The sequence below is a fragment of the Leptolyngbya sp. AN10 genome, from assembly GCF_050565645.1.
In the GTDB taxonomy this organism is placed as follows: Bacteria; Cyanobacteriota; Cyanobacteriia; order Leptolyngbyales; family Leptolyngbyaceae; genus Leptolyngbya.
The window spans coordinates 213,663-238,719 of record NZ_JBNXVP010000002.1 but is presented as its reverse complement, the minus strand read 5'-3'; the positions used below and the strand labels follow the sequence as shown (position 1 = coordinate 238,719).

The following is a 25,057-nucleotide window of genomic DNA, read 5'->3' as shown; positions in this document are numbered from 1 at the left end:
ACGATATCCAGAGACCGAGGTTTTCTGGAATCGCCTTCCATACAGTTGAAGCTATTAATACAACACCTTGTTGATCGACCCGCTCCGCTTATTATCTGCTGGAGGATACTTTTATGTTTGCAAAAGTTGGAATCACCCTTGCTTGTCTCGCTACCGTTTCGCTCGCAACTCCAATTCGAGCCGAAAATCCGCAGCACGTTCAACGACTCATCACCACGGGCGAATGTTCCGGGTGTAATCTCGCGGGTGCAAATTTGAAGGAGATCCATGTTCTGGGGGCTGACCTGCGGAACGCAAATCTCGAAGGCGCAAATCTTACGGGTGCAAACTTAGAAGGTGCAGATTTAACGGGCGCGAATTTGAAGAACGCTAATCTCACAGCCGCTTACCTGACCAATGCGACGCTCGATCAGGCAAATCTGACAAACGCAAATCTGTCTGCCGCAAGTTTGATCAATGCTCAAACTTTGGGGGCGATTCTAGATGGCGTTAACATCCAGAATGCAGAAGTCTATGGGAGTGGAATCGCTGCGGGTGGCGAAGATCGTTAACCGCCCCAAACACGATCGAGCACCATTTGCGGTGTGATATCTGCCATTTTTCCAGTGGGAGATTTGATTGCTGTAACTCGATCGCTCTTCGGTAACAGTTTCTCTGGATCAGTTGCGCCAAAGAGTGCAAGCGTAAACGTTTGAGCCGCGATCGCAATGTGCATCGGTGCACTATCGGTACACATCATCAAGCTTGCACCTGCAATCATTGAAACTAACTGACCAATATTTTCGGGTGAAGTCACTTTAATTCCAGGACATAACGCCGCGATTTGAGACACGATCGCGGAATCTTCTTCACCTCGGATTAGCACGATCGGTAAATCTGGCTGCTTCTGCTGAAAGTCCTGAACAATCTTCTGCCAATTTTCTGCGGGGTAAATCTTGTCGATTCCTTTGCGTTGCGAGAGTTGGCTTGCACCTGGATGAATCAGAACATAGCGACCATCTTGCAATCCGAGGCGTTTCCGTTCCGCGTCTGACCATTCAAGATCTTTAGCTGGAACACTAATCGCAACATCAGAAAGCGCTCGTTTGATACCCAATCCTTTCAGCAGATCGTGATACATCGCTGCTGCATATTGATCAGAATTGAGCGGAACAGTTTTAGTAAAGAACGTTTCAGCCGCAGAACCACTCGCATATCCGATTCGAGTACCGATTCCAGAAAGCCACAGCAAGAAGCCAATTCCCCAACGTTGACCGAGTGCGATCGCAATATCGTATTCTCGATCGCGCAAAACTCCGAGCAGATTACTCCAATCGGACAAGCTATTTCTACCTTTGAAATCAAACAAAATCGTATCATTCACCGATTTAGAAATCCGGTATGCGCCCTTTGCTCTAGGTTCAACCACCACATCGATTTGAGCATCAGGATAAGTGGCTTTTAGATCGTCCAGGGTCGGAAAAAAAAGGATTTGATCGCCGATTCCACCTGGAACGAGGGCAAGAATTCTCATAAGACTTAAATATTACGACGCTGCAATTCCGCCCTTATTTTAAGGGAAGAAATCCGCCAAAGAAACTCCGCAATGATGATAAATTCTGTTCGATCGACGAATTTTGAGCAAAAACCAAATAAAAAGCCCTCAGTAGAGAGTTTCTACCAAGGGCAATTTCGCTCAAATCAGGTTCTAGCCGACTGCGGTTGCAGAAAGCGCAGATTCCTTCAACAGAGTCGCCTTATCGGTTTGTTCCCAAGGCAGTTCCAGATCGGGACGACCAAAGTGACCATAAGCCGCCACGTCTTGATAGAAGCGACCACCACGATCGCCGGGAAGCGTCCGCAGTCCGAAAGTTTGAATGATTCCCGCTGGGCGCAGTTCAAAATGCTTCTGAACCAACTCCAACAGAATGTCATCGCCAACCTTTCCAGTGCCGAAGGTTTCGATCATGATGCTGACCGGACGCGCAACGCCGATCGCATAACTCAACTGCACTTCGCACTTGTCCGCCAAACCTGCTGCGACAATGTTTTTCGCGGCGTATCTTGCGGCATAAGCAGCACTGCGATCGACTTTCGTGGGATCTTTTCCAGAGAACGCGCCGCCACCGTGACGGGAATATCCACCGTAGGTATCAACGATGATTTTCCGTCCGGTCAGCCCCGAATCTCCTTGAGGTCCACCGATCACAAATTTTCCAGTCGGGTTGACTAAGAAACGAGTTTCGCTATCGGGTTTGATGTCGATATCCGCGAAACAAGGCTCGACAACGAGCGCCCAAAGATCCGATTTGATCTTTTCTTGAATCGCAGCATCGTCGGTGATATCCCCGATCGTTGCGGTGTGCTGAGTCGAAACCAGAATCGTATCAATTCCCACAGGTCGATCGTCTTCGTAGAGGACGGTGACTTGCGTTTTGCCATCTGGACGTAAGTAGGACAGTTGACCCGTTTTACGAACGGCAGCGAGTTTACGAGAAATGCGGTGAGCCAAACAGATTGGCAACGGCATGAACTCCGGAGTTTCGTTGCAGGCAAACCCAAACATAATGCCTTGGTCGCCAGCCCCGATCGCGTCGAGTGCTTCTGAGCTAAGATGTTCGCGGCTTTCTTGAGCGGTATCAACGCCTTGAGCGATGTCCGGGGATTGTTCATCAAGCGCGACCATCACAGCACAGCTATTCGAGCTAAACCCGTTTTCTGCACCTGTATAGCCAATTTCAGCAATTTTCTTCCGAGCGAGGTCGATGTAGTTGACGTTTGCTTTCGTGGTGATCTCACCTGTAATGAGAACCAATCCAGTGTTTACAACTACTTCCGCCGCCACCCGACTGCTCGGATCTTGGCTTAACAACGCATCCAAAATCGTATCCGAAATCTGATCACAAATCTTGTCTGGGTGTCCTTCAGTGACGGACTCAGACGTAAAGAAATAACGACGGGACAAGGGCAATCTCCTTTAATCTCGTGATTTGACCTGTAACAGTTAGCCTGCAATACAGTTGCCGGAATTATATCACTCGGCTTCCGGCGGCAACTTCAACGTCAGACGGAGATTAAACCAAAGGATGATTTTTTTCTTCCACCTCACGAAGGGAATGCCGAGGATCTTGATGCTGATCTACGAGCGGCATCCTAGCAATATTACGGAGGCAAAGACTATTTTCTTGGAGACATCTTCACCGAGTCTTTGAAATTCCAGTCTTTGTTTTGGTTTTAGCTTATTCTTCCGGGTCGTTTAGTTGCTCACCGAGGAGTCGATCGAATTCCGTTTTCACCAGTCGATAACACTCACACGAGGCATTTTCCAAGCCTTGTCGATCGAGAATCCGAATCCGTCCGCGACTATACGTAATCAATCCCGCTTTTTGCAGAATCGCCGCGACGACGCTGACACTCGCACGACGGACACCGAGCATTTGAGACAGCAGTTCTTGAGTGAGAAAAAACTCATTGGTCGTGACGCGATCGTGACACATCAATAGCCACCGACAGCAGCGCTCTTCCACAGAATGCAAGCGATTACAGGCAACCGTTTGAGAGAGTTGGCTAATTAGCGCTTGGGTGTAGCACAAGAGCAATCCGTACAGTTGCGTTCCAGGGGTCACTTCCCGTCGAAAAGCATCCACCCTCATCCGCATTCCATCCCCTGCGACTTGAGCAATTACTTGCAGAGAAACCTGCTCCACTCCTAGCAAGACGTGAATGCCTGCCATGCCTTCATTTCCGAGTGTCGCTGCCTCGACCGTTTCGCCCTCCTCTGTGATCGTCACCATTGAAATTACGCCGTGATTGAGGAAATAAACATAATCGACAGGTTGATTCGGCTCGTACAAGACGAACTTGAACGGCAAAGTGACAAACTCCAAATGTGGCGAAAGTCGATCGTACTCTTCCTGAGATAGGGCGCGGAGGAGCTTATTTTGAGTAGGACGAGAACGATTTTGAGGCATGAAAGCCAAGAGACCCAGGCGACACAAACCCACTCAGACCGAATCCGAATGCGGTTTCTAAGGTATAAGTCTTGTGTCACCGTTGTCTGTCCCTTACCGTACATAGGGTCTAGGGGGCTTCGTCGAACGGTCGATCGAACTGCGATCGCAAAATTTGATAACACTCACACGCCGCTGATTCCAATCCAGCACGATCAAGCAGCGTAACCCGTCCCCGCTGGTGATGAATCAGTCCCGCTCGTTCCAATGTCGTGACGATTTCACCGATACGATCGCGTCTCACTCCGACCATCCGAGCCAGTAATTCTTGCGTCAACGATAGCTCTGGAGTGCCGACGCGATCTTGCAAGAGCAGCAACAAGTAACAGCAGCGTTCTTGCGTCGAATGCAGATGAGTACAGGTCAGATTTTGAGCAATCTGGCTCATCAGCGTCTGAACATATCGCAGCAGGAAGGTTTGCAGCGATCGGTTGATGACGAGTTCAGCTTGCAAAGTCGTTGCCGAGATGCGAAGGGCAATTCCGGGAATCTGCACGATCGATCGCATGGGAATGCGTTCTGTGCCCAAAACCAGCGGAATGCCAATCATGCCTTCATTGCCGATGACAGCGGTTTCCACTTCTCGCCCGCCTTCCATCAGATTTAGATGAGCAATGACCGCTGTGGTGGGGAAATAGGCGTATTCGATCGCTTGGTTCGGCTCATAAAGGATTTGTCCAAAGGTTAGCGTAACGGGTTCTAGTAGCGGAGTCAGACGCTCGTAATCGCCTGAAGGAAGTGCGGTTAGGAGTTGGTTTTTAGGCGGGGACATGGCTTGCAGGAGCCGCCGTAGACTGTTTGCCGAATGGCAAGAAACAGAATCGGAGAAGTCTCTGGTCATGGGTTAAGGCTCAACAAGAGATGCTCGAACGGTCGCCCAGAATAATCTGGAAGCAGAGCGTTTTGCGCCTGTTGTTTACAAAAAATGCTTCAGTGAATCTGCCCGCTATCGTATCGCAATCTCTCTACCCAAACGCTCTATAGTTGGGCAGAATTGGAGCATAAAGGGGAATTTACCCTTCTGTCTTTTGGTAGTGATTGAGACCTTCACGAAGTGGATTGCGGAATTAGCTCCGTAATGGTGCTGTAGAGTAGTTCAAGGTCGATCGGTTTGGGTAAATGGCGCTGAAATCCAGCATCAAAGGCTTGTTTGCGTTCGTCTTCATCGGCTGATCCAGTGACCGCGATCGCAGGAATGGTAATGGAGCGCGATCGAAGTTCCTGCAAAAAACTAAACCCATCTGAGTCGGGCATGCGAATATCACTAATTACCAAATCAGGCTGCCAAGTGGACAAAGCAGCAAAGGCAGATCGAACATCTTCCGTCGCAACGACTTCTGCTCCTTCAGCTTCGAGCGCAACGATCATCATGTCACGAGAATCTCGATCGTCTTCAACCAGTAAAATTCGCAAACCTTGCAGGGGCAGAGCTTCCATACCAATATTTGAGCCAATAAGGGGAACCCACAAAAGAGAAAGAGCCGAAGTCCGATAGACCTTTTGCACGGATCGAGGATGCCCACCGAATTCTATTCGCCAAGGCATTCATGCAGAAAGTCCATAAGGAGTAAGGCAAACTTGCTGCCATCTGATAAACCCTATCGAGCCAGCCGAATTCTTGTCTGTACGGTTTCGTACACAAGCTCTAGAAATCCGTCTATTGACGGATGGAAAGGTAAAAAGTACGTGAACTACGGAATTGCAACAATCACTACAGTGATATTGTCTCGACCTCCGTGATCTTTAGCAGCATTAATTAAAGCAGTGGCTGCTTTTTCACAGGCTCGAATGCCTTTTAAGTGAGTCGCAATAATTTGATCTGTCAGTTCTTCTGTGAGTCCATCGCTACATAGTAATAAGCGATCGCCGGACTGTACGGAGAGCGATCGAATCTCAACTGAATCTAAATCAGGTCGCCCTAGACACTGTGCCAAAACGTGTCGCATCGGATGAACTCGTGCCTGATCCGGGGTCAGTTCGCCCAGTCTCATTGCCCGCGCCACCCAGGTATGATCTTCGGTAATTTGCTCTAATTTGGCTCCCCGCAAGCGATACAGCCTCGAATCGCCAATGTGAGTGTAAAGCGGCTGTTCATCGCGGAAAATTACTGCCACTGCGGTCGTTCCCATGTCTGCCCGCTCTGGATTCATCCGCTGATCTTTCAGGATCGCCTGATTCGCCTCTAACACAGCTTGTTTGAGCAGCGTTTCCGAATCAATATCGGTCTCCCACTGCTGCATGAGAAAGGCTTGCATCGTCTCGATCGCGATGCGACTGGCTTCCTGTCCGCCAGCATGACCACCCATGCCGTCTGCAACGATGAAAAATCGTTCATCTGGATCGACAGCATAAGCATCTTGGTTAACCGATCGGATCAATCCCGTGTCAGTCATCCCAGCGGTAAAAAAGCGTTTCATGAGTGTTAAGCGAATCGGGGTAGACAGCGTTGAAGCCGAATTACATCTGCTTTAAATTCAATTATTCACATCTCACTCGAAATCACACCAGAATTTAAGGCATTCGATCGTATCGATCGAGTTTCATCATTAATCGAATCAGTGCAATTCCACTCACTACAGCCGCGATCGCAACAATTCCGGCAACCCAAAAAAGTTGATTAACCAGCAAAATTGTCGAGGAAATTGTAAAAGCGCAAGTGAGCAGGGTGTAATTCGTTCCCATGTTCACGCCGCTCATTTTGCGAAGAATGCGATCAGTTTCGGTCGATCGAACTCTCACGCGCAAGTCTCCCCGCTCCAACTTATCCAAGGTGTCTTCGATTCGACGCGGCAAGCCGAAGGCAGTACTACTGACTTGCACAGCTTGTCGGCTCAATTCGTTTAACAATCCACCATCCGGGGAGTTTCCACTATTCGTCATAAGCTGCATTGCAAATGGTTTTGCAACCTCCATAAAGTTAAATTCTGGGTCTAGCCCTTTGCCGACTCCTTCCAGCGTTGAGAAAGCTCTCATCACAAACGTGAATGTTGCGGGGAATCGGAACGGTTGATCATACGCGATTTCGTACAAATCGTCACTAATCGCGTTCACAGACTGGTCTTCAAAGGGTTTGTCCATGAAGTTGTCCAGCATGAACTGAACAGATCGACGAACCGGACCCATATCATCGGTTGGAGCCAGCGCACCCAGTTCGACAAGGGATTTAACGACGCGATCGCCATCTTTTTGAGCAATTCCAAAAAACGTATCGAGTAATCGATCGCGGGTGATGGGTTTAATCTGTCCCATCATGCCGAAATCGTAGAAAATCAGCCCACCATCTGGATTGACGGCAATATTTCCTGGATGCGGATCAGCGTGAAAGAATCCGTCATCTAAAAGCTGATGGAGATATGCTCTTGCACCGAGTTGAGCGAGATTTTTGCGATCGAGTCCCGCCGCTTCCAATGCTTCATAGTGACTAATCTTGATTCCCGGCATATATTCCAGCGTCAGAACACGCGGAGAGGCATAGCGCCAATACACTCTCGGCACGTGAATCCAATCGAATCCCCGGAAATTTCGTCGAAACGTATCCGCGTTTCGTCCTTCATTCAGATAGTCGATTTCTTCCCACAGAATCTTACAGCACTCTTCGTAAATCCCAATCCAGTCGCGCCCTTTGCCCCACTCTGGATGGTTTTGAAAATAGCGAGTAATCCCTTTGAGAATCTGTAAATCGATTTCAAATAACTGTTTCAGTGCGGGGCGTTGAACTTTTACGACAACTTCCTCACCGGAGTGCAATTGAGCGCGGTGAACCTGTCCCAAACTCGCAGCCGCCAGCGGAATCGGATCGAAACTGCGATAAAGTTCCTCGATCGATTTGCCTAGATCCACATGAATGATGTGCGCGACCTGCTCGTAACTAAATGCAGGCACACGGTCTTGGAGTTTCGTCAATTCCTCGACGAACTCGCTGGCGAACAGATCTGCCCGTGTCGAAAAGAGTTGTCCCAGCTTAATAAAAGTCGGACCTAAATCGAGCAGCGTTTCTCGAATCCAAATCGCTAACGATCGTCGTCGAGCCGCCTTTTTCGCATCACTAATGCCGCCTTTGTAGCTCCAAGGTTTGTTGTAGAGCCACCGCGATCCCATTAATTTCAGCACAAACGACCAGATATCAAAGAATCGGCGGTTGCGCGAATATTTCTCCTGATTCCAGCGATACGACTTATTGGAATATAAAGTTTCAGGAGCTTTCCGCCGCCGAGGAACAGTTCGGGGCGCTCCATTCAACTCAGATTCATGCGGGTCAGTATGCTCAGGAAGACGCAAGGGATTCACCTTTTCGGGATCGTTCACAGGTTCGGAGACAGAATGCTCTGTTGATGCCGCTGGGCTGGAGTCATTGGAAGAAACAGACACGCGATTTCTCAACTAAAACTGAATTTAAAACTTTAGAAATAGAAAACTTATTGGCTCGATCGTAGTCGGTAGCGCTGAAGTTCAGACCGCAATTGGGCAATTTCGGCTCTCAAATCATCGATCGTCGCTTGCAGATCGCCCCCGGTTTGTAAATCCAACGGCACGATCGTGGTTGTCGTCGTCGTTTGGGTCTGAGTCGAGACCGAGGCTTCTCGTTCTGCTCGTTCCATCACTTCTTCGACGAACTGACGTAGGTTTTCCCGCTGTTCCGCATCAAACTTGCCCAACTCGCTCAGAGCATCAGTGACCCCGGCTTCCAGCTTTTCATAAGCAATTTCAGCGATCGCTCGACCCACAAAAAAGGCATGAACTAATGGAGTACTCATAAAATCTTTACCTAGCGCTGCCTGAATTATAGCGTGAGCCGCCCAGAGGACAAGTCAGCCGCAAGCGGAATATTCATTAGGGCGTTGAAATGGGCGGAGTGGGTTCGATCTCACGAGTACTCGGTCTAGTGGGAGCAGGAGTCACCGGAACAGGAGTTACAACAGGGGGCGCGATCGATTCAGGCGGTTCGATTGGGGCAAGCTCGATCGGGGGTTCAACTTCTGGAGACGGTTTCACAGGTCTTATCGGTTGAATCGGCTCAACTGGCTCAACGACTTGCCGACGAGGGCGAGTGTAATTCGGCAGGGGTTCTTCAACTTTGGGCAGAATGTCACGAGGTCGATCGACTTCAGGTTCGATCAAAGGCTGCGGTACTTTGTCGGTTTTTGCACTGCCCGATTCTAGGGGCAGATCCTTCAAGGTGTTGTCACTCGGACTGAGTGTGCCCTTCCATTCCTTTTCTGAAAAAGACTGGATCGGTTGCAATATCGTGGTTCCACCAGGAGATTTGGCAGCACTGATTCGTAGCGCCATACCAAAACCGAGTCCGATCGCACCCGCAGCCGCCATCGTGAGCATCAAAACTTTCGGCAGTCGGGGACGGGGAGTGACGATCGAGACTTGGGCAGGAGGCGTGGAAAGTTTCGGGGGCGGCGTAGGCGCTGGCGCGGGTGGATTCGTCGATCGTCCATTTTGAGTCACTGGAAAGGGCGCAAGTGCAGGTTCTACAGATTTCGATCGACCGTTTTGTGCAGGCGCGGGAGGAACACTCTGCACAATATTGTTAGCTGGCACTAAATGATTCGCTGCCATCAACGGCAAAGTCGTATTTGGCAACAGACGCAGCCAATCATCGACGGTTTGAAGTTGCCATTCTGGATCGCTTGTCAATCCTCGGAAAATGGCTTGCTTGGTGGCAGGACTCCAAGAATATTGCTCGAACGAAAGAGAGCCATCTGGCGGCTGTCCGGTGAGCAGAAAATGAAGGGTTGCGGCTAGGGAATAAAGGTCGATCGAGAATCGGTTCTCTCGGTTCCAATCCGGATTCGGTGGCAGAAATCGATTGGATTCATTAGGAGTTGCTACTGCCAAATCATGCGCGAATCCGAATCCAACTAAGATTCCTAAATTGGTTCCTTGACGACGCACGATCGTTTCCGGTCGAATATTGCGATGAATCAGTCCATTGCGATGCGCGACACTCAAGGCTGAAGCGACTTGGCGCATATAGTGAATGGCTTCAGCTTCGGTGAGATTTGGAGCGTTGCGGGTGGAAACGCGATCGTACAAAGTTTGACCCGGTATATAGTCCATGACTAAAAACGGCAGTCCGTCTTCCTGGAAAAAGTCGAGGACGCGAACAATACTGGGGTGCTGACAGCGAGCGAGAAGGCGAGTTTCTTCAGTGAAGCGGGTTTTGAGTTGGGGAAAGCTTTGGGTGATTTGTAGAGAAGGATCGATCGTTTTAATCACGATAGGTTGCTGGAGCAGCGTTTGAGTTGCGAGATAGGTTGCTCCCAGGCTTTCCTGCCCTAGCACTTGATTCAGTTGGTATTTCCCATTCTGAAGGGTCGCTCCCATCTGTAGTTTCATCCTGGCGGCTCCTGCACACGATCCAGATTATGCTAACCCCTTCGCGACACTTTCCCAACATTCCGGATAGGTTTAAGGGATAGAAAATTCAAATCTATGCAGTTAGATTGAATCGTGACCAGTGAAAAGCTTCGAGTTGAGAATCAGGTTTTCCAGTGAGAACCAGTTGTGCGATCGCATTCGCCGTGATTGGAGCTAATAAAATTCCATTTCGGTAGTGTCCCGTTGCTAAAGTCAAATTCGCAAATGGACTAGATCCAAGAATCGGTAACTCGTCTGGAGTTGCGGGACGAAACCCGTACCAGGTTTCCTCTAGTGTAAATCCTTGAATTGCAGGATAAAGACGAATGGCAGCAGATAGTAATTGATGAACGCCGATCGCGGTATTGCCTGCTTGAAATCCAACAGTCTCACTCGTTGCACCAATCACAATTCGTCCATCTTGGCGTGGCACAATGTACGATTCTTCACCATATAGAACTTGTTTGAGCGGTAAATCTTCAGAGCTAACCGATAGCATTTGTCCTTTTCTCGGAAATACCGGGATTGGTATTAGATCCTCCGACCAAGCTCCGGTTGCCAAAATGTAGCGCTCGGCTTTCCAACTGCCTTGATTCGTTTCAAGCTGCACAATGTTGGAATCTGAAACAAATCGATTGACGTGAATTCCAGTTTGAATTTCAACGCCTAGTTCTTGTGCTGCCATCCATAGCACTTTTGCTAATGCGCGATTATCGACTTGAGCATCTTCGGGAAACCAAAATCCGCCGACCACTTCATCGCTCAAATCGGGCTGATAAGTTAGTAAAGAAGCTCGATCGAGCATTCCTTGAGCAATCTGATACCGAGGCGCGAGAATTCCACACGCCCAATAGCCCGCATGCATTCCGGTGAGCGATTCTAACTTGTGAATCCAATCCGGATAAAGAGCGCGACTTGCAAGACACAGATCGAGCATCGGACTCGGTGGAATCTCTTCAGCTTGAGGGGCGATCATTCCCGCAGCAGCGTGGGTGGCGGCTTCAGAGAAATCGCGAGACAGAATCGTGACGGGAACGCCTTGGGATTTTAGCTCGATCGCGATCGAGAGACCGATGATTCCGCCGCCGATAATCAAGATCTCGCGCATCTCGGTCATGTTCTACCAAGCTCCCGGCACAACTGGGGCAGCAGGTCGAGTGGACGCTCCAGATCCGGCTCCAGATCCGTTTCCAGCGCCCGTTCCAGGATTTTGAGCAACTGTTCCGGTTCCAGTGCCCGTTCCAGGTGTGCCAAGGTTTTCGGTTCCGGTTCCGCCACCCGTCTCAGGATTGAAATTGGCAATGCTGGTCCGGGTTTCATCAAAATTGGTGATCAGGGGACGATCGGGGGGAATTTGGGCATTGGCTTGGTTGCCAATTTGGTTCGTTGTGCGATCGCTAAACGGCAATGCTCCTAAAGTTCGTAACAACCAGAGAAGCGCAATCCCCACTAATACGCCGCCAACAAGTCTTCCATTTCGATTCATAACAGTTTGCCTGATAACGTTCTGATGTTAGAAAGCCCGATAAGATCGCCTTTTTCGTCAAGTATACCGATTAGGTTTCAGGTTTCCACTGTACTGTATCCTCTTGTCCCCAAAATCCTCCATATTTTGTCACGCGAATATTATCTAAAACGCGCACCTGGCAAGCTAAGCGGCGAGATTTTTCCGAGTTGTGCGGTGGCAAAGAGAGTCGAGCCTTTTCGCGCCAGTCCATTTCAGAAACATCGCCTTCGATTTCGACAGAACAAGTGCCACAAGTGCCAATCCCTCGGCAGTTAATCACGGTTGCATTACCGTTGTACAAATCGATTCCATTTTTCAGCAAAACTTGACGTAAATTTGCACCCGATTCACATTCGATCGTTTTTCCCTGAGCTGTAATTGTCGGCATTCCTGCACCTCATCATTACGATTTGCGAATTGCGATCGCGTTGTTTCCCTCAATCTTTCACAATGAAAGACTGTCTTAATTTCTACAATAAAGCTTTAGAGTCAATCGCATCATGGCTCCGATTTTTTTGTCAATTTACGATACAACGCTGCGAGATGGCGCTCAACGGGAAGGCATTTCTTTCTCGGTTGAAGACAAAGTTCGGATCGCACGTCAATTAGACCAGTTAGGCATTCCGTTTATCGAGGGCGGATGGCCCGGAGCAAATCCCAAAGATGTACAGTTTTTCTGGCATCTGAAAGAGCAACCTCTGAGCCAAGCCGAAATTGTCGCGTTCTGCTTCACTCGCCGTCCGGGAAAAACTGCCGCAACTGATCCAATGTTGCAGCCGATTTTGGCAGCGGGAACAACCTGGATCACGATCGTTGGAAAGTCCTGGGATTTGCACGTGACCGAAGGACTGCAAACAACGCTGGATGAGAATCTAGCAATGATTCAAGATACGATCGCTTATCTCAAACAGCACGATCGACGAATTATTTACGATGCTGAACATTGGTTTGATGGCTACAAGCACAATCCAGAGTACGCGCTGAGAACTTTAGAAGCCGCGATTTCAGCGGGTGCAGAATGGATCACACTCTGCGATACCAATGGGGGAACACTGCCGCATGAAGTCGATCGAGTTGTTCGTGAAGTGATCGAAGCCGTTCCCCCAACTCAGCTTGGCATTCACACGCACAATGATTGTGAACTAGCAGTTGCCAATGCGATCGCGGCTGTGAATGCGGGCGCAACAATGGTTCAAGGAACGATCAACGGCTACGGGGAACGCTGCGGAAATGCAAATCTCTGCTCTGTCATTCCCAATCTGCAATTGAAACTGGGCTACCAATGTTTACCCAGTGAGCAGCTAGCGACTTTAACTCAAGTCAGCCGAGTCGTCAGCGAAGTCGCGAACCTTGCACCCGATGATCATGCTCCATTCGTAGGATTGTCTGCATTTGCTCACAAAGGAGGGCTACACGTTTCAGCCGTTCAGCGCAATCCGATCACTTATGAACATTTGCAGCCAGAGTTAGTTGGCAACAATCGGCGAATTGTCATTTCAGAACAGTCCGGAATGAGTAACATTCTGGCAAAAGCTCGATCGCTTGGTTTCAATCTCGATAAGCACGATCCAACTTGTCGGCAGATTTTAGAATCGCTCAAACATTTGGAGCAAGATGGCTATCAGTTTGAAGCCGCAGAAGCGAGTTTTGAACTTTTAATCCGAGACGCATTAGGCGAAAGAACTGCTCCATTTGAAGTGCGCGGTTTCCAAGTGCATTACGACATGATGGCTGAATCGGCTCCGACTCGGAGCTATTGTGGAACGGCTCGATCGCTTGCCACGGTGAAAGTTGCGATCGCACATCAGGAAATTCTCGAAGCCGCTGAAGGGAATGGTCCTGTTTCTGCGTTAGATGCCGCTCTAAGAAAAGCCCTGATCAATGCGTATCCTGAAATTGCAACCTTCTATTTGACCGACTACAAGGTGCGAATTCTCGACGGTGCGGCTGGGACTTCCGCTAAAACTCGTGTGCTGGTTGAGTCAAGTAACAGTGTACAACGTTGGGCAACTGTGGGAGTCTCAGGAAATATCCTAGAAGCATCTTACCAAGCGGTCGTGGAAAGTTTAGAGTATGGGCTATTGTTGCAGCACTGTGCAAAAACAATGCAACCCTGCTAGAAATTCATTTGTAAATTGTTTGCACTGTTTAGATACATTTGGGGGCTATCTATAAAATTGACATATCGACGACAAGGAAATGCAACTCGATTAATGCAAACTACGATCGAGTCTCTTACTTTATACTTCTCAGTCAGGGCAGCCCGTCTACGAAAAACTCAGCTTTCGGATCAGCAATGAAATGTCCCTCAAGATTGACGAAATTCGATCGATTTAGCTTGTAGAAATAGATTAATAATTCATCCTGATCAAGGTACGGCAATCCGAATCAATGAAATGATGAAACGACTTGTTAAAAACAGAGAGAAGTACGCTAACATTAGGAACTGAAACGGCAGAGTACCGTAAGAGACAGACACCTCCACAGTGACATGTGTTCGATCCGGTCGGTTGCAAGAAACATTTCCACAATTAATTCACAATCTAAATTTTGGTAGATGAATGGTATGAACCTACAGGTCGCCCATCCGATGGAAAAGTTGCAGCGTCAAGTCCAAAAATTGGTGGACTCGAAACTGCTGAAACCTACTGACAGTCTTTGGAAGATTGCGCTGCTGTATGGCGATGATTGGAGCTACTGGAAGCAAGAACTCGAAGCGTTTGAGTTCTCGATGAAAGATCCGGTCAGCGAACTGTTAGCAGTCGATAGCTGGGAAGAAGATTAAGTCACAGAACCGGGGGATTTCTCCCGGTTTTTGCCATGATGATTTCGCAGATTGCAGATCAAGTTCGATCGCATTCTCATTTCCTAATTGCGATCGCTGGTTTCGGTGGTTCAGGAAAGAGTACGCTTGCCAAACAGCTTGCTCAAGCATTGGGACAGACTGAGATTGTCTCGATCGACGAATTTTGGCTTCCCGATTGCAATGTGCTTTCTGAAGACTGGATCGTGTTCGATCGCGATCGCTTAAAGCATCAAGTTCTGATTCCAGCGAGCCAGCGACAAGACATTTCTTATCAAGTGTTTGATTGGCAAACAGGCAAGTTAGGAGACTGGAAATCGCTTCCTCGATCGAACTATCTCATCATTGAAGGCATTAGTATTCTGCATCCGGATTTGCTGCCTTATTATGATTTCAAAATCTGGGTTGATTGTTCTTTAGAATTGGCTCAAGCGCGAGGACTGAACCGGGGAAAAACCGAATACCAGATTGATGAATCCGAGATTTGGATCAATTGCTGGACACCCAACGATCGAGCTTATTTTGAGAAGTATCGACCTGACTTGCAAGCCGATTACCTCTACTTCAACTGATCGAGATTCGGGCGAACCTTGGCGCGGATTGCGATCGCGGTAATGTTGTCATGTCCGTTGTACTGATTTGCCAAATCGATCAAATTACTCACACTCTGATCCAAATTGTTCTGCGAACTCAGCATCGGATCAACATGACTTTGCCAATAAGTTTCAAGCAAATCATTATCAGTCAGTCCATCTGATGCTAGTAACAGCACCATATCTTCGTTAATTTCAAAAAATTGCACATCTGGATTGACAAAGTATTCATCACGCGGACCCAATGCCTGTGTGAGTTGATAAGCGTCCGGACGACCATAAGCAATATCCGGTTCTACACCACGTAGAATCTCACGCTGTCCTACTTCATGATCGAGCGTCACTTGCTCCAATCCCTGCTTGCGAGTGTAGCGGTAGAGGCGACTATCTCCCACATGAGCAACCGCAGCCTCAGTATCGTGAATCAAAACCATCACTAAAGTCGTCCCCATTCTGCCACTGCCCGATCGCAGTCCTTCCTGATTCACGTTATAAATGGCTTTGTTCGCCTGTTGAATCGCATTCCGAATTACATCAGCAGAAGGCAGCTTTGCGGGATGAATTCCCCCATCCATATCGCGCCAGTACTGCCGAAAATAGGTTCTCAGCGTATCGAGTGCCATTTGGCTGGCAACTTCGCCACCTGCATGACCGCCCATTCCATCACAAAGCACATACAAGCCTCGTGCCTGAATCACTCGATTGGAAGGAGATTGCACTTTATCAATTTGCGTATCAATCCCAAAACAATCTTCATTATGATCGCGCTGTCGTCCAATATCCGTCCGTCCAGCCTCTTCAAGACTGAACAACTGCATCGGTAACACAACAGTCGGCATATCGTCGCTGTCGTGATCCGGTTCAGCAATCACCGTCACAACTTGTTCAGGGGATGATTCGGAAATAGGGGCACTGGGAATTTCGGGCGATTGCGGGTCAGACATGATCTCAGAGTCAGTAAAGTCGGTTTGGGTATCGTAAGCGATCGCTTTGAGTCGCGATCGAAGTTCGTCAAGGGTGGAAACAGATTCAGACCGCAGATCAGCGATCAATATGTGTAAAGATGCAGATTGCGTTTGAGACAGTTGAGCGAGAAGGTTCTGCCAGATTGTACCCAAGTTTTTTAGCGTGGGCGCAGTGGTTTGGTGGGGAATCAATCGCTCTAAGCACAGGAGTTGATCTTCGTCTAATCGCAAATTGCGAGACTCTATTAGACTGTGACAGAGGTTGTAGGGTTCCAGCGCTTCCCAAATATCGATCATTTCGTAAAACCAGTGGAGAATTTGCAGCAGTGGGATGCTTTTACTGGTTTTGAGAAAGTCGCTCAGAATTGTGAAGTGCGATCGATCTTCGAGAATCAAGATATCTCGATCTTCGTCCTGCCACGCATTCAACAACAGCGGCAAAATCTGGAGTAAGTAAGGCTCTAATTCGAGATAAGGAACGGCGCTATCCGGTGGCGTGTCAATAATTGCAGGTTTAAGCGGTTCTCGATCAAGGACTTGCCAAAGTGCGCCAGACGAGTCGAGGACTTGATAGCGGGGATCGATCTGGAGGGCATCAGACGGCTTCGACATCCAGAGCGATCGAGTCGTGCCCGTGATCGTTCCGCAGTTCGAGCATTTGTACGCACTCCAATCGACCAGATCACCACAATTTGCACAGGGTTTCTCAAAGAGCGAAGTTCCGCAACTCTGACAAAATCTATGATCTTCTGGATTCTCAAATTGGCATTGAGGGCAGACCAACATTCCAACTTCCTCAGTTCCCGATCGGGGAGTTTTCACAATGTTACGCAGATTCAGCAAGACGATCGCAATCTTTTCAGGCGGTGTAGCAATCTTAGCTCAGGATTGGGGGTTTGAAGAGTGGGGAGTGGGGGGTAGGGAGTGGGGGGTAGGTTGACTTCTAGTGCTTTTTCGATTTCTACTTCCCACTCTTCAAATCCTACTCCCCACTCCCCACTCCCCACTCACTTTTCCCTTAATCCTTTAAAATGTAATCCAGCTTTTTCACAGGCGATTAGATTTCATGACTACTGCTGCTCCCGCTAAAACTCAGTACGAAGCGATTATCGGTCTCGAAACTCACTGTCAGTTGAATACCGAGACGAAGATTTTTTCGGATAGCTCAACTCAGTTTACGACCGATCCCAATGTCCATATCGATCCGGTGTGCATGGGGATGCCGGGAGTCTTGCCTGTTCTCAATCAAAAGGTATTGGAATATGCAGTCAAGGCAGGACTCGCCCTAAATTGCCAAATTGCCCCCTATAGTAAGTTCGATCGCAAACAATATTTCTATCCAGACCTTCCGAAGAATTACCAAATTTCGCAATACGATTTACCGATCGCTGAACACGGCTGGCTAGAAATCGAAATCACCGACGATAAAGGGAAGCCTTTGTTGGATGAAAACGGCAAAGCCAGAACGAAACGCATCGGTATCACTCGCCTGCACATGGAAGAAGATGCAGGCAAACTCGTACATGGAGGCAGCGATCGACTGTCAGGTTCGACTTATTCGCTAGTCGATTACAACCGGGCTGGCGTTCCTCTGTGCGAAATCGTGTCAGAACCGGATATGCGAACCGGACAAGAAGCCGCTGAATACGCTCAAGAGTTGCGCCGAATCATGCTCTATTTGGGTGTGAGTGACGGCAACATGCAAGAAGGCTCACTTCGTTGTGATGTCAACGTCTCAGTGCGTCCGGTTGGGCAAGAAGAATTCGGTGTCAAGGTCGAGATCAAAAATATGAACTCGTTTAGTGCGATCCAAAAAGCGATCGACTACGAGATCGAACGGCAAACTGCTGCGATCGAGAATGGTGAAAAAATCATTCAAGAGACGCGCCTCTGGGAAGAAGGAGCGCAACGCACGATCAGTATGCGAATCAAGGAAGGATCGAGCGATTACCGTTATTTTCCTGAACCGGATTTGGGACCGATCGAGGTTGCTCCAGAACAATTAGAAGAATGGCGATCGCAGCTTCCCGAATTGCCCTACCAAAAGCGTCATCGCTATGAGGAAGAGTTGGGATTATCCGCCTACGATGCGCGAATTTTGACCGACGATCGAGCCATTGCCGAATACTTTGAAGCCACGATCACCGCGAAAGCGAATCCGAAACTGGCTGCAAACTGGATCATGGGCGATATCAGCGCTTATTTGAACAATGAGAGGCTGAGTATTACTCAACTGGCACTCAAGCCTGAAACGTTGGCAGAACTGATTGGATTAATCGAAGACGGTACGATCAGCAACAAGATCGGGAAAGATGTCTTGCCAGAATTGCTGCAAACGGGCGGATCAGCGAAGGAATTGATCGAGAAGAAAGGCTTGATTCAAATTTCCGATGTGGGCGCGATCGAATCTGCGATCGATGCCGTTCTTGCTGCCAATCCAACCGAGCTAGAACAGTATCGAGGGGGCAAGACCAAGCTCCTTGGATTCTTTGTGGGTAAGGTGATGAAAGAAACCGGAGGACGGGCAGATCCGAAACTCACGAATCAATTGTTGGCGAAAAAATTGAACGGTTAATGTAATTGGGTTGGGCGATTTGCTCAACCCAATTTTGATTCCATGAAAGTTGCATTTTGGCTGATTCCATCCGATCGCGATTTCTATCAATCTCTAATTCACGATCTTGCTCAACGCTACAATGCGCCGATCTTTCAGCCGCACGTAACGCTTTACAGCGGCAATTTTGAGCGCGATCGAATCCTGGAATTTGTTCAAACATCGATCGACATCACCCTAGAAATCGATCGCATTCAATATTCTGATCAATTCACCAAAACGCTGTTTATTCAGCTTGTCCCGAATCCACAATTAGAGCAATTAAGCCAATCGATTCAAGCATTTTTCGGCTCATCGTATTCACTTGATCCGCATTTGAGTTTGATTTATGCACGATTAGACGAAGCGGAACAGCGATCGCTTTCTCAACAAATCCAACTACAGGATCAAGCCATTCACTTCGATCGATTCACTTTGATCGAGATTCCATCCAAGCCCCAAACCCGCGAAGATGTCGAAGCTTGGCGCGAAATCACGTTATAGGAGCTTCTTGCGAGTCCGCTTCGGAACGGATAAATTGTAAGACGAATGAAAATCTTCCTGAACCTTGTGAGTTAAACGGCGCGACACTTGACGAACCACTTGGCGAAGAATGCGATCGCCCGTCTTTTGAACTAGCGACTCCGGAAGAGCATGAATAAATCTCGGAAACTGAATCGCCACCTTCAAATCAAGTTGCCACTGAACTTGAGTCATTTTTGCTGTGGGATTGCTCTGGCTTGCGTGTTCCACCAACTCTAGGGCAGCCTGAAAATCGACCTCATATCCCTGAGTCACATCCCCTGGAACCGGAACCGTTTCAATTCGATACACGCCTTCTTGCTGCGGCAATAGATCTAATCCAATCTTTGGCTCGACATCGTACCCGAACGCACCGAAGTGACCAATGATCAGCGCATAGCTATTTAGCCCGATCGATTCTACGTGCATCGGATGAGCGCACCGATGAAACCAGTCCTGATGCACATCAAGGTACTGCGCCACGGTTTTGGCATCCGCATTCATTTCCATAGAGTCAATGAATTGACTAGAGAAAATCGTTGGCTCATTCAGCAGACTCTCGACAGGCTGATGAGGCGTTCCACTCGGATGAGCGGCATCCGGGCGAACAAGATTAGAACTAGCGAAATCCGAAGGATCGGTCGGTTGCGATTGCATTCACTCTCTTCCGTTTGCCGTGGTCTAGGTCAAGGTTCCCTAAAGGATACAGATTGGCTCCAAATTCAGCAGAGGGGACTACTGAAAGTTTATTGAATCAATATCTTTCTGCGGAAGGTTTGAGGGTTGTATTTTATGTTACAAAAGTTAAAATAGCTTCGTCTTGTATCTTACTCTGTACAGCCTGATTCTGGAAAGTTATAGCAAAAAATTTCAGCGATCGAGCGGGATCAGTTCTTTCTTGTGCGGGATGTAAAGTGAAAAGAAAGCACGAAAACTGTAAACACTGATTTTTAGGGATCGCGTATGAAAGCATTTGTCGCAGGGGCAACGGGTGAGACAGGTCGGCGGATTGTTCAACAACTAGTCGATCGAGGAATTCCTGTCCGGGCATTGGTGCGGAATGTGGAAACGGCTCGATCGATTTTGCCAACAGAAGTCGAGTTAGTTCAGGGCGATGTTTTGCAAGGATCACAGCTAATCGGTGCAATGGGCGATTCGACGGTCGTGTTTTGTGCAACCGGAGCAAGACCGAGTTTTGATCCCACTCAGCCGTACAAAGTCGATTACGAAGGCACAAAGAATTTAGTCGATGCCGCAAAAGCGAAAGGGATCGAGCATTTCGTTTTGGTTACTTCGCTTTGTACTTCGCAACTTTTTCACCCGCTGAATTTGTTTTGGCTGATTCTGGTCTGGAAGAAGCAAGCAGAGGGATATCTTCAGAAGAGTGGATTGACTTATACGATCGTGCGTCCGGGTGGCTTGAAAAACGAAGAAAACGAGAATGCGATCGTCATGTCTTCGGCTGATACGTTGTCTGAAGGCAGCATTCCCCGCACGAAAGTGGCTCAAGTCTGTGTCGAATCGGTATTTGATGCAAACGCACGAAACAAAGTCGTGGAAATTGTTGCGAAACCCGACGCGGCTCCTAAACCGTTCTCTGAACTATTTGCACAAGTCGCTTAAGAGGATGTTTGAGAAGCAATCGTTCATCGCATTCACCCGCCCGGAAATGAATCTCCGGGCTAATCGGGGAAAGCCCACTAAACTGGGCTAAGAACTCCGTGTTGTGCTCCTAGTCCGCTTTAGCGGAGTTTCCTCCATTGACCCGGAGATTCATTTCCGGGCGAACTCGCAACGAAGCAAAGCCGCTTTTACCCTTCCCAAACATCCTCTTAGGAGATTTCTACGAAAGAGCTTACCGCTTGAAAGACTGCCCTTCGGCTTCGCTCAGGGCGCGATCTCTAGCTGACTGAGCGAAGCCGAAGACAGCGGGTAATTTGTTTTCGATAAATCTCCTTAAGGCAAAAACCGATCGAGTGCCGCCTTTAATTCTTCGATCTCTGCATCGATATTGCCTTCTTGGGCGGCACGAGCCACACATTGTGATAAGTGCTCATCTAAAATCATTCGCGCTACTCGATCGAGTGCTCCTCGAACCGCTGCAACTTGAACCAACACATCTGGGCAAGCTCGATCGCTTTGTACCATCGTTTTGATACCGCGAATATGCCCCTCAATCCGTGACAACCGATTGATCACTCGGCGGACCGATTCTTCGCTGTGAACGTGCGGATGAGCCGGATCGTGCTCATGTTCGTGAATCGGCTCAAGGTCGCGAGGTAGATCTGAAGTTGCCATCGTCTCGATCGTGCTTAGGTGAGTGTTACTGATCTTAGTGCTTTCTTACCGAAGGTGGGGAAATGTCGGGAAATCTCTACAGAGCAAGTTTTTGTTTTCACCCGTAGGATAGGAATAATGGCTAAACAACAAGGCTATGCGGCATTTCCACGGGTGATGATTTATGCAACGCTCTAAGATTTTCAATCATTTTCGCCGACTGCAATTCGCGATCGTCACAGTTGCGATGTTGTTCGGTTTGATGGCTTCCCCAAAAATGGCTTCAGCAGAATCGACCGCTGAAATTGCTCAGGCTCCAAAAGTGATCGAGCGCGGAAGTTTTGTCGCTGAAGCCGTTCGGAAGATGGGAACAGCAGTCGTGAGAATCGATACAGAAAAAACGGTAACTCGACGGGCAAATCCGATGCTCGAAGATCCCTTGTTCCGGCAGTTCTTTGGAGAGGACTTTTCCACGATGCCGCGATCGGAAACTTTGCGCGGTCAAGGTTCAGGATTTTTGATTGATAAAAGCGGCGTGATTTTAACCAATTCGCATGTGGTGAATGGCGCGGATAGAGTGACCGTGACGCTGAAAGATGGGCGTGTACTTGAAGGAAAAGTGCGCGGATTTGATGAAGTGACGGATTTAGCAGTGGTGAAAATTGACGGGAAAGATTTACCTGTTGCGCCATTGGGTGATTCGGATCAGGTAAATGTCGGAGATTGGGCGATCGCGGTTGGAAATCCGCTCGGACTCGATAACACCGTCACTTTGGGAATCGTGAGTACCCTTCATCGATCGAGTGCCCAAGTTGGTTTAAGCGATAAGCGATTGGACTTTCTGCAAACCGATGCGGCAATTAATCCAGGGAATTCAGGTGGTCCATTGTTAAACGATCGAGGTGAAGTGATCGGGATTAACACCGCAATTCGCGCAGATGCAATGGGAATTGGATTTGCTATTCCGATTAATAAAGCGAAATCGATTAAAGATGCTCTAGCGCGAGGTGAAAAGATTTCGCATCCATATCTAGGCGTTCAGATGACGACACTTACGCCTGAGATTGCAAGACAGAACAATAGTGATCCGAATTCTGCATTTGAAGTACCCGAAGTAAATGGCGTGATTGTCGTGCGAGTGTTACCGAATTCGCCTGCTGCGATCGCGGGAATTCGTCGTGGTGATGTGATTACAGAAATCGATGGCAAACCAATCACAAAAGCAGAGCAGCTTCAGGAATTGGTTGAAAGCACGAAGCTTGGTCAATCTCTGAAAGTTCAAGTTCGACGCAATGGACAAGTGCAGCAATTAGCGGTGAAGCCTGCGGAATTGCAAAACGCAAGCTAAGGTGAACTCTCAGGAATTAGGCGGAATATTGCTGTCTAATTCCTAACTCTGCAAGCTAAAACCAAAATGGGCGTGAGATTAGAAAAACTCAGCCTTGTTTATTAAGAATATGAAAATTGCTCATCTGAATGCTTAAGAAAAATTACAGTCAATCTATCGATCGACAGAGAACCGGAGTGCTGACTAGGTTCTGAATTAAGATTTGTTAGAAAGTCTTAACTTACATTACTTTATAATTTGAATCTGAGAGAGGCTGATACTGTTAAGAAACTCCAATCATATAGATAAGGAAACAGTAGTATGCAGACCTCTAAAAAGCACTTGGGTGAATCGTTTGCGCTGGTGATGTTGTTGGCGACTGCTTGCGCTGGATTGGTCGCGATGATGTCGCACATGCAGTAGTTTCTGAAGTTTCACTTTACTTAATTTCATAAAAAATGGGCAGAAGCATTTTCAAGTTGCTTCTGCCCTTTGCTTTTTTCAGCATGAATAAGGACGATCGCAGATTCACGATCGTCCAGTACCAGAGATTTCATTACGCCATGCTATTTTCGATCGCCCAGCGAGCTAATTCAGTGCGGTTATGCAATCCGGTTTTACCAAGCATATTACTGACGTGACTCTCGATCGTTCTTTGACTTACATTTAATTCTTCTGCAATTTCACGGTTCGCCATGCCCCGCGCTACAAACTGAACCACTCTTAATTCAGTCGGCGTTAACTCCACATCGAATGGGACTTGAATCTTTGGTGCATTATCGCCGCCTTTGGCATCCTTATGTTGGATGAGTCGGGAGGCTTGCTTGAGCGAAGATTCCACCTGTGCGACTAATTCTTCTGGCTCGAACGGTTTCACCATGTAAACATCCGCGCCGATATTCAAACCCTTGACGCGATCTTGGCTTTGACCCTTCGCGGAAAGAAACAATACTGGAATCCAGCTTGTCTTGGGATCTTGACGGATATTGCTTACGAGTTGATAACCGTCCATTTCTGGCATCATCACATCGCAAATAATCATGTCTGGCACATCTTGCTCCAGAACCTCCAGCGCCTCCCGCCCATTTTCTGCGGTTACGACTTCATACCCTCGAAACTCCAGATAATCTTTAACCAACAGAATTAGGTTAGGGTCATCATCAATCAGCAGCAATCGTCTGTGATTCCCTGAACTGGTTTCCTTCATGCTGTGCTACTCGCTCTGCCTGAATCTAAATCAACGTTGACACATGACTTAAGCTATTCTACGGATTCTGAGGGGTCAGAGTCTCGTATTTTGGCTTGATTGGACGGGTTACTCCGGATTACCAGACCTGAATTTGATTCAAGAACTGGAAGAATCCAGATTTCTGTCTATAGGTCACGAGTCATTATATCCGACTCGTCAAGAAGTTAAACTTTTTTCAGATGAAGTTGAGACATTTTACTTCGACAAGTTTCAAAGAATAGTTACCTATTGAGTTTGACAGTGTTTAAACAAGGACAGAAATTACGCGGGAGTCATTGGTTTTGGCGATTATAAACCGTTAATTCTGTGGACATTTGTTCAGATCACTCTATCTGAGATTTAATGGATTTTTAGTCAGAAATAATACGATCTTTGTCTTTTTCAGAGTTGATTTGGGGTTCAGGTAGCGGGTGTCTCAAGAAGGCAAACTCTTCCACAATTTGATTGCCAATCAGATGCTCTTGGATGATGCGTTCCATCACCTCCGAGGTGACGGAATGATACCAAACGCCATCTGGGTAAACGACGAGAACGGGACCGCGATCGCAAACTCTTAAACAATTTGCTTTGGTACGAAAGATACAGCTAGGACGCTCGGTAGTGGGGGTGTCTAGCTTTAATTCGCGCAGTCGTTTCTTGAGATAGTCCCAAGCTTCAAGTCCTTGTTCTTGACTGCAACACAAAGGTTTTGTTGGGTCAGCGCAAATGAATAGATGTCGATCAATGCGATCGAGTCCCAAGGTTTTAACACACTTAGAAAATGAGTCGGAGGCAGTCATAAATACACGAGATACGGAGAAATTGCGATCGCGAAACTTCTACTAAAAGTCAGATGCAAATAGAACCCTGAATCAGCAGGATAG

Annotated in this window: 25 protein-coding genes; 8 read left to right on the top strand and 17 right to left on the bottom strand. The window is 48.0% G+C overall.

Annotated elements, in window-relative coordinates:
* Window positions 1-113: 113 nt before the first annotated feature.
* Complete coding sequence (locus ACQ4M5_RS04000) at window positions 114-551, top strand: pentapeptide repeat-containing protein (protein ID WP_430674309.1); 438 nt, start codon at window positions 114-116, stop codon at window positions 549-551.
* On the opposite strand, the gene ACQ4M5_RS03995 is transcribed toward ACQ4M5_RS04000, so the two are convergent.
* From ACQ4M5_RS03995 to ACQ4M5_RS03940, 12 genes are all read right to left on the bottom strand, one after another.
* Complete coding sequence (locus ACQ4M5_RS03995; RefSeq protein ID WP_430674308.1) at window positions 548-1,513, bottom strand: glycosyltransferase family 9 protein; 966 nt, start codon at window positions 1,511-1,513, stop codon at window positions 548-550. The two genes, ACQ4M5_RS04000 and ACQ4M5_RS03995, sit on opposite strands and share 4 nt — an antisense overlap.
* Window positions 1,514-1,687: 174 nt before the next feature.
* A complete protein-coding gene (gene metK, locus ACQ4M5_RS03990) occupies window positions 1,688-2,944 on the bottom strand; it encodes a methionine adenosyltransferase (protein WP_430674307.1) in 1,257 nt (418 codons plus the stop codon).
* A gap of 274 nt (window positions 2,945-3,218) precedes the next feature.
* Window positions 3,219-3,950, bottom strand: coding sequence for a Crp/Fnr family transcriptional regulator (locus tag ACQ4M5_RS03985; RefSeq protein WP_430674306.1), 732 nt, complete (start codon window positions 3,948-3,950; stop codon window positions 3,219-3,221).
* 109 nt (window positions 3,951-4,059) lie between these two features.
* Window positions 4,060-4,830, bottom strand: coding sequence for a Crp/Fnr family transcriptional regulator (locus ACQ4M5_RS03980; RefSeq protein ID WP_430674305.1), 771 nt, complete (start codon window positions 4,828-4,830; stop codon window positions 4,060-4,062).
* A 206-nt stretch (window positions 4,831-5,036) separates the two neighbouring features.
* Window positions 5,037-5,426: a response regulator gene (locus ACQ4M5_RS03975; RefSeq protein ID WP_430674304.1), complete on the bottom strand. Its 390-nt coding sequence runs from the start codon at window positions 5,424-5,426 to the stop codon at window positions 5,037-5,039.
* 254 nt (window positions 5,427-5,680) lie between these two features.
* Entirely contained in the window at window positions 5,681-6,406 is a 726-nt protein-coding gene (locus tag ACQ4M5_RS03970) for a Stp1/IreP family PP2C-type Ser/Thr phosphatase (RefSeq protein WP_430674303.1), read from the bottom strand.
* Window positions 6,407-6,500: 94 nt separating this feature from the next.
* A complete protein-coding gene (locus ACQ4M5_RS03965; protein ID WP_430674301.1) occupies window positions 6,501-8,357 on the bottom strand; it encodes an ABC1 kinase family protein in 1,857 nt (618 codons plus the stop codon).
* A 47-nt stretch (window positions 8,358-8,404) separates the two neighbouring features.
* Window positions 8,405-8,743, bottom strand: coding sequence for a DUF6825 family protein (locus tag ACQ4M5_RS03960; RefSeq protein ID WP_430674300.1), 339 nt, complete (start codon window positions 8,741-8,743; stop codon window positions 8,405-8,407).
* 76 nt (window positions 8,744-8,819) lie between these two features.
* Window positions 8,820-10,337, bottom strand: a complete 1,518-nt coding sequence (locus ACQ4M5_RS03955) for a serine/threonine protein kinase (protein WP_430674299.1) — start codon at window positions 10,335-10,337, stop codon at window positions 8,820-8,822.
* 94 nt (window positions 10,338-10,431) lie between these two features.
* Window positions 10,432-11,475, bottom strand: a complete 1,044-nt coding sequence (thiO, locus tag ACQ4M5_RS03950) for a glycine oxidase ThiO (protein WP_430674298.1) — start codon at window positions 11,473-11,475, stop codon at window positions 10,432-10,434.
* A 3-nt stretch (window positions 11,476-11,478) separates the two neighbouring features.
* Window positions 11,479-11,844 carry a hypothetical protein gene (locus tag ACQ4M5_RS03945; protein WP_430674297.1) on the bottom strand — a complete coding sequence of 122 codons (366 nt, stop codon included), beginning with the start codon at window positions 11,842-11,844 and terminating at the stop codon, window positions 11,479-11,481.
* Between the two features lie 70 nt (window positions 11,845-11,914).
* Window positions 11,915-12,253, bottom strand: coding sequence for a 2Fe-2S iron-sulfur cluster-binding protein (locus ACQ4M5_RS03940; RefSeq protein ID WP_430674296.1), 339 nt, complete (start codon window positions 12,251-12,253; stop codon window positions 11,915-11,917).
* A gap of 112 nt (window positions 12,254-12,365) precedes the next feature.
* Between ACQ4M5_RS03940 and cimA the strand changes: the two genes are divergently transcribed.
* From cimA to ACQ4M5_RS03925, 3 genes are all read left to right on the top strand, one after another.
* Window positions 12,366-13,985 carry a citramalate synthase gene (gene cimA, locus ACQ4M5_RS03935; RefSeq protein WP_430674295.1) on the top strand — a complete coding sequence of 540 codons (1,620 nt, stop codon included), beginning with the start codon at window positions 12,366-12,368 and terminating at the stop codon, window positions 13,983-13,985.
* A gap of 446 nt (window positions 13,986-14,431) precedes the next feature.
* Complete coding sequence (locus ACQ4M5_RS03930; RefSeq protein ID WP_190378469.1) at window positions 14,432-14,650, top strand: DUF4327 family protein; 219 nt, start codon at window positions 14,432-14,434, stop codon at window positions 14,648-14,650.
* 35 nt (window positions 14,651-14,685) lie between these two features.
* Window positions 14,686-15,240, top strand: coding sequence for a uridine kinase family protein (locus ACQ4M5_RS03925; protein WP_430674294.1), 555 nt, complete (start codon window positions 14,686-14,688; stop codon window positions 15,238-15,240).
* Here ACQ4M5_RS03925 and ACQ4M5_RS03920 read toward each other — a convergent pair.
* Window positions 15,228-17,048: a serine/threonine phosphatase gene (locus ACQ4M5_RS03920; protein WP_430674293.1), complete on the bottom strand. Its 1,821-nt coding sequence runs from the start codon at window positions 17,046-17,048 to the stop codon at window positions 15,228-15,230. The two genes, ACQ4M5_RS03925 and ACQ4M5_RS03920, sit on opposite strands and share 13 nt — an antisense overlap.
* Before the next feature lie 244 nt (window positions 17,049-17,292).
* On the opposite strand from ACQ4M5_RS03920, the gene gatB reads away from it, so the two are divergent.
* Together gatB and ACQ4M5_RS03910 are read left to right on the top strand one after the other, a co-directional pair.
* Entirely contained in the window at window positions 17,293-18,801 is a 1,509-nt protein-coding gene (gene gatB / locus ACQ4M5_RS03915; protein ID WP_430674292.1) for an Asp-tRNA(Asn)/Glu-tRNA(Gln) amidotransferase subunit GatB, read from the top strand.
* A gap of 42 nt (window positions 18,802-18,843) precedes the next feature.
* Window positions 18,844-19,323, top strand: a complete 480-nt coding sequence (locus tag ACQ4M5_RS03910) for a hypothetical protein (RefSeq protein WP_430674291.1) — start codon at window positions 18,844-18,846, stop codon at window positions 19,321-19,323.
* Here ACQ4M5_RS03910 and ACQ4M5_RS03905 read toward each other — a convergent pair.
* Window positions 19,318-19,998: a DUF1997 domain-containing protein gene (locus ACQ4M5_RS03905; protein WP_430674290.1), complete on the bottom strand. Its 681-nt coding sequence runs from the start codon at window positions 19,996-19,998 to the stop codon at window positions 19,318-19,320. The genes ACQ4M5_RS03910 and ACQ4M5_RS03905 overlap by 6 nt on opposite strands.
* A 306-nt stretch (window positions 19,999-20,304) precedes the next feature.
* On the opposite strand from ACQ4M5_RS03905, the gene ACQ4M5_RS03900 reads away from it, so the two are divergent.
* Window positions 20,305-20,964, top strand: a complete 660-nt coding sequence (locus ACQ4M5_RS03900) for an NAD(P)H-binding protein (protein ID WP_430674289.1) — start codon at window positions 20,305-20,307, stop codon at window positions 20,962-20,964.
* Between the two features lie 333 nt (window positions 20,965-21,297).
* Here ACQ4M5_RS03900 and ACQ4M5_RS03895 read toward each other — a convergent pair whose 3' ends face one another.
* Window positions 21,298-21,639 carry a metal-sensitive transcriptional regulator gene (locus ACQ4M5_RS03895; RefSeq protein WP_430674288.1) on the bottom strand — a complete coding sequence of 114 codons (342 nt, stop codon included), beginning with the start codon at window positions 21,637-21,639 and terminating at the stop codon, window positions 21,298-21,300.
* Window positions 21,640-21,802: 163 nt separating this feature from the next.
* Between ACQ4M5_RS03895 and ACQ4M5_RS03890 the strand changes: the two genes are divergently transcribed.
* Window positions 21,803-22,966 (top strand): HhoA/HhoB/HtrA family serine endopeptidase, encoded by a 1,164-nt coding sequence (locus tag ACQ4M5_RS03890; RefSeq protein ID WP_430674287.1) that lies wholly within the window; start codon window positions 21,803-21,805, stop codon window positions 22,964-22,966.
* A gap of 535 nt (window positions 22,967-23,501) precedes the next feature.
* Here the strand turns inward: ACQ4M5_RS03890 and ACQ4M5_RS03885 are convergent.
* On the bottom strand, window positions 23,502-24,152 hold the full coding sequence (locus ACQ4M5_RS03885; RefSeq protein ID WP_058996933.1) for a response regulator transcription factor: 651 nt from the start codon (window positions 24,150-24,152) through the stop codon (window positions 23,502-23,504).
* Window positions 24,153-24,544: 392 nt separating this feature from the next.
* Window positions 24,545-24,973, bottom strand: a complete 429-nt coding sequence (locus tag ACQ4M5_RS03880; RefSeq protein WP_430674286.1) for a (2Fe-2S) ferredoxin domain-containing protein — start codon at window positions 24,971-24,973, stop codon at window positions 24,545-24,547.
* Between the last annotated feature and the right edge of the window lie 84 nt (window positions 24,974-25,057).

Coding starts and splice junctions, on each gene's coding strand:
- ACQ4M5_RS03895 (WP_430674288.1), bottom strand. CDS start 21,639: ATGGCAACTTCAGATCTACCTCGCGACCTTGAGCCGATTCACGAACAT.
- ACQ4M5_RS03980 (WP_430674305.1), bottom strand. CDS start 4,830: ATGACCAGAGACTTCTCCGATTCTGTTTCTTGCCATTCGGCAAACAGT.
- ACQ4M5_RS03930 (WP_190378469.1), top strand. CDS start 14,432: ATGAACCTACAGGTCGCCCATCCGATGGAAAAGTTGCAGCGTCAAGTC.
- ACQ4M5_RS03940 (WP_430674296.1), bottom strand. CDS start 12,253: ATGCCGACAATTACAGCTCAGGGAAAAACGATCGAATGTGAATCGGGT.
- gatB (WP_430674292.1), top strand. CDS start 17,293: ATGACTACTGCTGCTCCCGCTAAAACTCAGTACGAAGCGATTATCGGT.
- ACQ4M5_RS03885 (WP_058996933.1), bottom strand. CDS start 24,152: ATGAAGGAAACCAGTTCAGGGAATCACAGACGATTGCTGCTGATTGAT.
- ACQ4M5_RS03900 (WP_430674289.1), top strand. CDS start 20,305: ATGAAAGCATTTGTCGCAGGGGCAACGGGTGAGACAGGTCGGCGGATT.
- ACQ4M5_RS03890 (WP_430674287.1), top strand. CDS start 21,803: ATGCAACGCTCTAAGATTTTCAATCATTTTCGCCGACTGCAATTCGCG.
- ACQ4M5_RS04000 (WP_430674309.1), top strand. CDS start 114: ATGTTTGCAAAAGTTGGAATCACCCTTGCTTGTCTCGCTACCGTTTCG.
- ACQ4M5_RS03985 (WP_430674306.1), bottom strand. CDS start 3,950: ATGCCTCAAAATCGTTCTCGTCCTACTCAAAATAAGCTCCTCCGCGCC.
- ACQ4M5_RS03945 (WP_430674297.1), bottom strand. CDS start 11,844: ATGAATCGAAATGGAAGACTTGTTGGCGGCGTATTAGTGGGGATTGCG.
- cimA (WP_430674295.1), top strand. CDS start 12,366: ATGGCTCCGATTTTTTTGTCAATTTACGATACAACGCTGCGAGATGGC.
- ACQ4M5_RS03925 (WP_430674294.1), top strand. CDS start 14,686: ATGATGATTTCGCAGATTGCAGATCAAGTTCGATCGCATTCTCATTTC.
- ACQ4M5_RS03995 (WP_430674308.1), bottom strand. CDS start 1,513: ATGAGAATTCTTGCCCTCGTTCCAGGTGGAATCGGCGATCAAATCCTT.
- ACQ4M5_RS03970 (WP_430674303.1), bottom strand. CDS start 6,406: ATGAAACGCTTTTTTACCGCTGGGATGACTGACACGGGATTGATCCGA.
- ACQ4M5_RS03955 (WP_430674299.1), bottom strand. CDS start 10,337: ATGAAACTACAGATGGGAGCGACCCTTCAGAATGGGAAATACCAACTG.
- ACQ4M5_RS03905 (WP_430674290.1), bottom strand. CDS start 19,998: ATGCAATCGCAACCGACCGATCCTTCGGATTTCGCTAGTTCTAATCTT.
- ACQ4M5_RS03960 (WP_430674300.1), bottom strand. CDS start 8,743: ATGAGTACTCCATTAGTTCATGCCTTTTTTGTGGGTCGAGCGATCGCT.
- thiO (WP_430674298.1), bottom strand. CDS start 11,475: ATGACCGAGATGCGCGAGATCTTGATTATCGGCGGCGGAATCATCGGT.
- ACQ4M5_RS03910 (WP_430674291.1), top strand. CDS start 18,844: ATGAAAGTTGCATTTTGGCTGATTCCATCCGATCGCGATTTCTATCAA.
- ACQ4M5_RS03975 (WP_430674304.1), bottom strand. CDS start 5,426: ATGGAAGCTCTGCCCCTGCAAGGTTTGCGAATTTTACTGGTTGAAGAC.
- ACQ4M5_RS03880 (WP_430674286.1), bottom strand. CDS start 24,973: ATGACTGCCTCCGACTCATTTTCTAAGTGTGTTAAAACCTTGGGACTC.